This is a genomic window from Anabaena catenula FACHB-362 (assembly GCF_014698735.1).
GTDB classification, from domain to species: domain Bacteria; phylum Cyanobacteriota; class Cyanobacteriia; order Cyanobacteriales; family Nostocaceae; genus Anabaena; species Anabaena variabilis_A.
This window is the reverse complement of the sequence record NZ_JACJTQ010000021.1, coordinates 97,308-104,899: the sequence shown is the minus strand read 5'-3', so window position 1 is coordinate 104,899 and position 7,592 is coordinate 97,308. Positions and strand designations below refer to the sequence as shown.

At 36.4% G+C, this 7,592-nt stretch carries 6 protein-coding genes and 1 pseudogene; 5 read left to right on the top strand and 2 right to left on the bottom strand.

Translation table 11 applies throughout. The features are described 5' to 3' along the window. Positions 1-160 (top strand): annotated as a pseudogene (locus tag H6G68_RS27220) (IS4 family transposase); the annotation flags it as partial. On the opposite strand, the gene H6G68_RS14970 reads toward H6G68_RS27220, so the two are convergent. Together H6G68_RS14970 and H6G68_RS14965 are read right to left on the bottom strand one after the other, a co-directional pair. Next, positions 141-545 carry a PIN domain-containing protein gene (locus H6G68_RS14970; protein ID WP_190907353.1) on the bottom strand — a complete coding sequence of 135 codons (405 nt, stop codon included), beginning with the start codon at positions 543-545 and terminating at the stop codon, positions 141-143. The pseudogene H6G68_RS27220 and the gene H6G68_RS14970 sit on opposite strands and share 20 nt — an antisense overlap. Beyond that, complete coding sequence (locus tag H6G68_RS14965) at positions 535-750, bottom strand: hypothetical protein (RefSeq protein WP_190907352.1); 216 nt, start codon at positions 748-750, stop codon at positions 535-537. Before H6G68_RS14965 ends, H6G68_RS14970 begins: the two co-directional genes overlap by 11 nt. Positions 751-977: 227 nt before the next feature. Here H6G68_RS14965 and H6G68_RS14960 point away from each other — a divergent pair, with 227 nt between their 5' ends. From H6G68_RS14960 to ntrB, 4 genes are all read left to right on the top strand, one after another. After that, positions 978-3,101 carry a hypothetical protein gene (locus H6G68_RS14960; RefSeq protein WP_190907351.1) on the top strand — a complete coding sequence of 708 codons (2,124 nt, stop codon included), beginning with the start codon at positions 978-980 and terminating at the stop codon, positions 3,099-3,101. Positions 3,102-3,589: 488 nt separating this feature from the next. Next, the gene (locus tag H6G68_RS14955; RefSeq protein WP_190907350.1) at positions 3,590-5,158 is read left to right on the top strand and encodes a ferredoxin--nitrite reductase; all 1,569 of its coding nucleotides are present in this window, start codon (positions 3,590-3,592) and stop codon (positions 5,156-5,158) included. 61 nt (positions 5,159-5,219) lie between these two features. Then, complete coding sequence (locus tag H6G68_RS14950) at positions 5,220-6,545, top strand: CmpA/NrtA family ABC transporter substrate-binding protein (protein WP_190907349.1); 1,326 nt, start codon at positions 5,220-5,222, stop codon at positions 6,543-6,545. 155 nt (positions 6,546-6,700) lie between these two features. After that, complete coding sequence (gene ntrB, locus H6G68_RS14945) at positions 6,701-7,543, top strand: nitrate ABC transporter permease (RefSeq protein ID WP_190907348.1); 843 nt, start codon at positions 6,701-6,703, stop codon at positions 7,541-7,543. Positions 7,544-7,592: the final 49 nt, after the last annotated feature.

Genomic DNA, 7,592 nt, shown 5'->3' with positions numbered 1-7,592 from the left:
ACATAGTAGTTTTTATATCGGATTATATGGTCAAACTTGGGTCAATTTTAAGGAGATTTGTATGGATTTGGTTACAGAATTAATAAGATTAAATCGCAATAAGTGTAAGTATTATCAACAAGGTCTAAGAGCTATGAGGCTTATAGAGTCTGTCTTGTAGCTGATTTCGTCCCCCCGTCAGTATCAAAAGTTAAAGCTTGAGTAACTTTATTTTGTTTCATTACCACAAAAGAAACACAATCAACTAAACCCCACGATTTATCTTGATGTTGTTTGTATAAATTTAATGCTTCTTCAAATAAATCAGGATTTAACCGGATAACTTCTACATCATCAGAATTTAAAAAGGTTTCCATTAATTCCACAGCTTCACTTTTATAATTACTCGATAAAGCATTACCAACTTCTAATAAAATTGCATCAGTTGTAATCAAAGGATAATTTTCACATTGTTGAGCTAATTCTAAAGCTCTTTGATGATATTGATCCCGTTTGTTTATTAAAGCTACAATAAACAGCGTATCAACAAAAATTTTATCCCTCACTTACATCTCTCCCTAAACTAACACTAACTTGAATCGAGAAATCTTCAGGAGCATCAATTTTAATGTTTCGTAATTTAGACATTAAACTAGGTTTTGTAACAGCATTTTCAGAACCACTTAACTGTTCAATAATTCCATAAACTTGATTAAGTTGTTCTTCTGTTAAATTTTTTAGTTTATCTTGAATCATTTGTTTTGTAATCATAGTAACTTACCTCAACTAACTATTATTAAGTACAATTATAGCAAATAACTCTCTAAATTTTCTGGTTTTGTACATTGTAGCATTTTTTAGTTTTGTGATGTCTGTTCATTACTCCAGTGTTAATTTGTGAGTAATAGATTGTGTCAGATTTTGAAGTTAATTGTTTAATTATTAAGTTTTACATTGTATACTTAAAAAAGTTTTGACGTTCCTAGACACACTTAAAGATGCATGTTATATTTATAATCGTATCTATTTTAGATTGTGTTATCAAAGGATGCAACGATATGATGGGGTGGTTGTTTGGGGCTGTTGCTAAAAAATTTGACAGTGCAACCAAAGAGGTTGTCAAAGAAAGTAGCCATAATATAAACCGTCGGATGTTTTTAAATTTGATAGCTTCGGGTGTTATGGTTTATCTGATTAAAGATTTTATATATCCAGAAATTGCTAGTGCTAATAATGATATCATCAATGAAAAATATCACGTCTTTATACCTTACGAAATTGCTAAAAGAGGTGGTATTCAAAAAGTTGCTTTGAGATCTGGAAATATTTGTCAGGTAAAAATTCCTGCTAGAATTATAGAAAATTATGAAATTTCCGTTCCTAAAGTTGGCTTACAAGGTAATGATATTACTTTGATTTTGCATACATTATACGATTCGCAAATTAGAATTGCTGACAAAATTTATCAAGAAATTGACCAAGCTGATTTTATTCGTAAAGATGCTACGAAAGAAAAAGCTAAACAGACTTATGAATTACTTGAAGATGGTGAGTATATAGAAGATATTGCTTCTCTTGATTTATTGCAATATCTTGTAGCTTCATCGAAATTAGATGAACAAATTCGACAAAGATATGATATAGCTTATCAAAATTGTCAGTTAAATATAATTGAAAATGCAATTGAATCCGCCTTATCTAAATCTGAACTTTCTGAAGACCAAAAGAAACGAATTAGAGGTACATACCAATACGTTAGGGCTTCAGAACCAGTTCCAGATTTTAGCTATCTCAAAGAGTTAGAAGCTATTATTGCTGGTTCGGATATTCCTATAGGAGTTAAACGTGCTTATTCACTTGCAAGTGCTAAATCTAGAGCTTTTACTGTAGATATAATTATTGTCAGGTTAATTAAAGAGACTCAGAATTTAAGCTTGCCAGAGAAACAAAACTATTTACTTACTTATCAAGAAATTCGGGATGGAAAAAAAATATCTCATCAAGAAGATTTGCCATTACTAAATAAATTTATCCTTGATTCTAATATTTCATATAGTAGCAAAGTAGTTTATTTGCTGGCACAAAATGTATTTCTTGATAAGGATGCAAAATCAGCAAAAGAAGACTTTGGTACAGTTGAAAATGTTGGTCGTTTTGTAACTAAAGCAGGTAGCTCAATTGTACCGATAGGTAGTGGTGTTCTCAATGTTTTAGGAGCAGAAACAGCAACAGGTGTAGTATTAAGTGGAGCGCCTATGACAGCTACTTTGGCATACTTAGGAGGTGGTTCTGTAGCTGCTGGTGGACTAGGAATGTTAGGAGGTTTAGCAGTAGTTACCGGGGGAGCAGCTTTAATTGGAGCGGCTGGAATACTATCTGTTGCGCTTGTGTCTCAAATGGACGGAGAAGACTATAAAAACTTAGGCATTGCAACAGTAACAGGAACTTTAGCAGGTGCAGGTGCAGTTCTGATTGCCTGGACTGCCGCTTCTGCGTTGGAGGTAGCAGGTACATTATCAGGAGCGGCCGCTATTACTACACTCATTTCAGCCTTGGGAGGAATTAGTGTCATCACAGGAGGAGCATCTTTAATAGCCTTTGGGGCTGGTTTTGTTGTCTGGTCATTCCTCAAAGGGCAAAAACGTAGAGATGCGAATATACTACACCAGCTAGAATCACGATTGTACACTTTAACAGAAATGCCAATCTCTCCTAAGTTAAAGGAATTTATTGAGTTTCTTAACCAGAAATTAAATAACGAGTATAAAATGGAGGGCTTTGAAATTGCTCCTAATATTACCTTAGATAAGTTATCAAATACTATATCTAGCTATGCGGCTTCCGTTATGGAATCTGATGAAAAAATATTAGCCTTAAAGAATACTAGCTTTTGGAATGATGCTAAAGAAGGTATTGTATTAACGAATAAAAAAGTAATTTGGAAAAGTGGGTGGTCAGCACCTGATTTTACTACTTTTTATACAATATCTGAATATCTAAAATTACCAGAACTGTCTAAAGAATCTGAATATTTAGTATTTCCAGAACTGTCTAAAGATGAAGAACAAACAAATTTACTTAGGTTAATGCAAGAAATAGGAGAAAAATACAGTTCTATTTAAAAGTGGAAAGTTTCTCATTTTTTAACTTGATGTTTATGTTTGAGAATGACAATTCTTTCCCGTTTCCTCGTTCCTAGTCTCTGACTAGGAATGCAGTTGATGAGGCTCTGCCTCAACTATCAGCACAAAATCGGGTAAAGTACCCTGTATCCTGGGATTGGAGGCAGAGCCTCCTGGTAGGTATTCCCAGTCAGAGACTGGGAACGAGTAATTGTCGCTTTTATCTATATAAACACATTTATTGAAAATAATTTCCCATAAGTCATGCAAAAACCGCAACCATCATATCCGCTTTCTGCATGAATACCTAAATTTCGTAACCTACTATACGAATTGTTATGAAAATTCACCTTAACGTAACAACATCGCAACTGTTACAACTACCAACCAGGAAATTACTATCAGTTATTTCCCCAAAGTGGCAAGTACATCAGCGAGAAGAACACGGATAAGCAGTTAATTAAGTCCTGTTCCTAATACAAAATCCCATGACAGAAACAGCAACTACCACCGAAAAACTCAATAAATTCGAGAAATTCAAAGCTGAAAAAGACGGACTTGCAGTTAAAAACGAAATAGAAAATTTTGCCCAAATCGGTTGGGAAGCAATGGACGAAAACGACCTTAACCATCGCCTAAAATGGTTGGGTGTATTCTTCCGTCCAGTGACTCCCGGTAAATTCATGATGCGGATGCGTTTACCTAACGGTATTCTCACCAGCAATCAGATGTCTGCTTTAGCAGAAGTGGTACAGCGTTACGGTGAAAATGGCAGCGCTGATATTACCACCAGACAGAATATACAATTACGCGGGATCAATATTGAAGATATCCCAGATATCTTTAATAAATTTCACAAAGTTGGCTTAACCACCATTCAATCAGGGATGGATAACGTCCGCAATATTACAGGTGATCCCGTCGCGGGTTTGGATGCAGATGAGTTTTATGATACCAGGGAATTGGTGCAGCAAATCCAAGATATGCTCACTAACAACGGTGAAGGTAATCCAGAATTCAGCAATCTTCCCCGTAAATTTAATATTGCAATTACTGGCGGAAGGGATAATTCAGTTCACGCCGAAATTAACGATTTAGCTTTTATTCCCGCTTTTTGGGGAAATGAAGATCAATTACCAATATTCGGTTTTAACGTCCTTGTCGGCGGCTTATTTTCAGCAAAACGTTGTGAAGCTGCTATTCCTCTAAATGCTTGGGTATCTCCCGCAGAAGTCGTATCATTATGCAAAGTCATTGTTGAGATTTTCCGAGATCATGGCTTACGTGCAAATAGACAAAAAGCCCGGTTAATGTGGCTACTTGATGAATGGGGTATAGAAAAATTCCGAAATGAAGTAGAAAAGCGTTTTGGGAAATCATTATTACCCGCAGCAGCTAAAGATGAAATTGACTGGGAAAAACGGGATCACGTGGGGATATACAAACAAAAACAACCTGGATTTAACTATGCAGGTTTAAATATTCCCGTCGGGCGATTGTATGCTGATGATATGTTTGAAATTGCCCGGTTAGCCGAAGTTTATGGAAGTGGAGAGATCCGGTTTACCGTAGAGCAAAATATCATTATCCCCAATATTACCGATTCCAGTTTAACAACATTTTTCACCGAAGCGATATTAGAGAGATTTGCAGTTAATCCTGGTTTATTGATGCGATCATTAGTATCTTGCACAGGCGCACAATTTTGCAACTTTGCATTAATAGAAACCAAAAACCGCGCCTTAGCAATGATTAAATCATTGGAATCTGAATTAACTTTATCTCGTCCTGTGCGAATTCATTGGACTGGATGCCCTAATTCCTGCGGACAACCCCAAGTAGCAGATATTGGCTTAATGGGAACTAAAGTGCGTAAAAATGGCAAAATGACGGAAGGTGTAGACATTTACATGGGTGGAACAGTTGGGAAAGATGCACATTTAGGAACTTGTGTACAAAAAAGTATTCCCTGTGAAGACTTACAACCCGTGTTAAGAGAAATACTCATTCAAAACTTCGGCGCAAAAGTTCGGGAAGAAGCCTTAATTTCCCATTAAATCAATCGCCAAAATCCAGACATAAACGTAAACCCAAATAAAAACTGACTAAGAGTTTATAATGAGCAATATTTCTCGCAGAAAATTTATTATTACCTCAAGTGTAGCAGCAGCAACTTCTATCTTGGTACACGGTTGTTCATCTAGTAACTCTAAGTCAGCAACAACAGATACTGCTGCTTCTTCCACTGCTAAACTGGCTAACAATTCCACAGTTAGCAATGCCCCAAAAGTAGAAACAACCACAGCCAAATTAGGATTTATTGCTTTAACAGATTCCGCACCTTTAATTATTGCTAAAGAAAAAGGTTTCTTTGCTAAATATGGCATGACTGATGTTGAAGTCAGTAAACAAAAATCCTGGCCAGTCACTCGTGATAACTTAAAAATTGGCTCATCTGGTGGTGGTATTGATGGCGCACACATTCTTACACCCATGCCCTATCTTCTCACCATGAATGATAAAGTGCCAATGTATCTATTGGCGCGATTAAATATCAATGGTCAAGCGATTTCAGTTGCTGAAAAATTCAAAGAGTTGAAAGTTGGTTTACAAAGTAAATCACTGAAAGAATCAGTAAATAAAGCCAAAGCAGATAAAAAATCCATCAAAGTTGCCATGACTTTCCCCGGTGGTACTCACGATTTATGGATGCGCTATTGGTTAGCTGCTGGCGGTATTAATCCTGATCAAGATGTCATTTTGGAAGCAGTACCACCACCACAAATGGTAGCCAATATGAAAGTTGGGACTGTTGATGCTTTTTGTGTAGGAGAACCTTGGAACGCTCAATTAGTCAGCCAAAAATTAGGTTATACCGCTTTATCTACAGGTGAATTATGGAATGATCATCCAGAGAAAGCCTTTGCTATGCGTAAAGATTGGGTTGATAAAAATCCGAATGCGACACAAGCAATATTGATGGCAATTATGGAAGCACAACAATGGTGTGATCAGCCAGAAAATAAAGAAGAAATGTGTAAAATCTGCGCTGATAGAAAATACTTTAATGTTGCTGTGGCTGATATTTTAGAACGAGCTAAAGGTAATATTGACTATGGTGATGGACGCAAGGAGCAAAACTTTGCATATCGGATGAAGTATTGGGCTGATAATGCTTCTTATCCCTATAAGAGTCATGATACTTGGTTTTTAACTGAAGAAATTCGTTGGGGTTATTTACCTAAAGATACGAAAGTGAAGGAAATTGTTGATCAGGTAAATAGAGAAGACTTATGGAAAGAAGCTGCTAAGGCTTTGGGTGTAGCTGCTGCGGAAATTCCAGCCAGTTCTTCTCGTGGTGTGGAAACATTTTTTGATGGTGTGAAATTTGATCCTGAAAAACCGGAAGAATATTTAAAGAGTTTGCAAATTAAGAAGGTGTAATTGTAGGTTGGGTTAAGCGAAAGCGCAACCCAACAATATCTACTAGATTAATTGGATTTTTGAGTCTCACGCAGAGACGCAGAGACACAGAGAAGAGAAAGAAAAGAGATTAATTGTTGTGTAATCATTTTTATTAAGCTTTGCAGGAGAAATAAATGGCTGCTATTGTTGGAAGTCGTAGAATTAGTAGTAAACAGCAAAAGGTAATTAATAAGTTTTTGATCAATAAGGTTCTACCACCGCTGTTTGGATTGGTTATTTTTCTGGTGTTGTGGGAATTACTTTGTTTAATTCCTAATTTTCAATTACCTGGTCCGATAGAAACAATTCGTGAAACTTGGGACCCTTTTGTTATTCATCCTTTTTTTGATAATGGTGACAGTGATAAAGGTTTAGGTTGGCAGATATTGACCAGTTTAGGACGGGTTGCTTTAGGTTTCTCTCTAGCAGCAGTTGTCGGGGTTGCTTTAGGAATATTAATTGGCTCTAATACTTTTCTGTATAATGCTGTAGACCCAATTTTTCAGGTATTAAGAACTATCCCGCCTTTAGCTTGGTTGCCTATTTCTCTCGCTGCGTTTCAGCAAGCTAATCCTTCGGCAATTTTCGTAATTTTCATTACTTCGATTTGGCCGATTGTGATTAATACAACTGTGGGTGTGCAGAATATTCCCCAAGATTATGTAAATGTGGCTCGTGTTTTGCGTTTGCGTAAGGAAAATTATTTCTTGAAAATAGTGTTTCCGGCAACTGTTCCTTATATTTTCACGGGTTTGAGAATTGGCATCGGTTTATCTTGGTTGGCAATTGTCGCAGCAGAAATGTTAGTTGGTGGTGTGGGTATTGGTTCCTTTATTTGGGATGCCTATAACACGACTACAGAAACCAATATGAGTGAGATTATTATCGCTTTGGTATATGTCGGTTTGGTGGGATTAGTTTTAGATAGAATGGTGGCTTTTGTTGCCCAAAAGGTTGTAACTACAGAACAAAAATAATTCGTCGTAATTATTTGAATTACCTGTTCCCTGTTCCCTATTCCCTGTT

Excerpts from the sequence above, each read along its gene's own strand:
- H6G68_RS14965 (WP_190907352.1), bottom strand. The coding sequence starts at position 750 with ATGATTACAAAACAAATGATTCAAGATAAACTAAAAAATTTAACAGAA.
- H6G68_RS14960 (WP_190907351.1), top strand. The coding sequence starts at position 978 with ATGCATGTTATATTTATAATCGTATCTATTTTAGATTGTGTTATCAAA.
- H6G68_RS14955 (WP_190907350.1), top strand. The coding sequence starts at position 3,590 with ATGACAGAAACAGCAACTACCACCGAAAAACTCAATAAATTCGAGAAA.
- H6G68_RS14950 (WP_190907349.1), top strand. The coding sequence starts at position 5,220 with ATGAGCAATATTTCTCGCAGAAAATTTATTATTACCTCAAGTGTAGCA.
- ntrB (WP_190907348.1), top strand. The coding sequence starts at position 6,701 with ATGGCTGCTATTGTTGGAAGTCGTAGAATTAGTAGTAAACAGCAAAAG.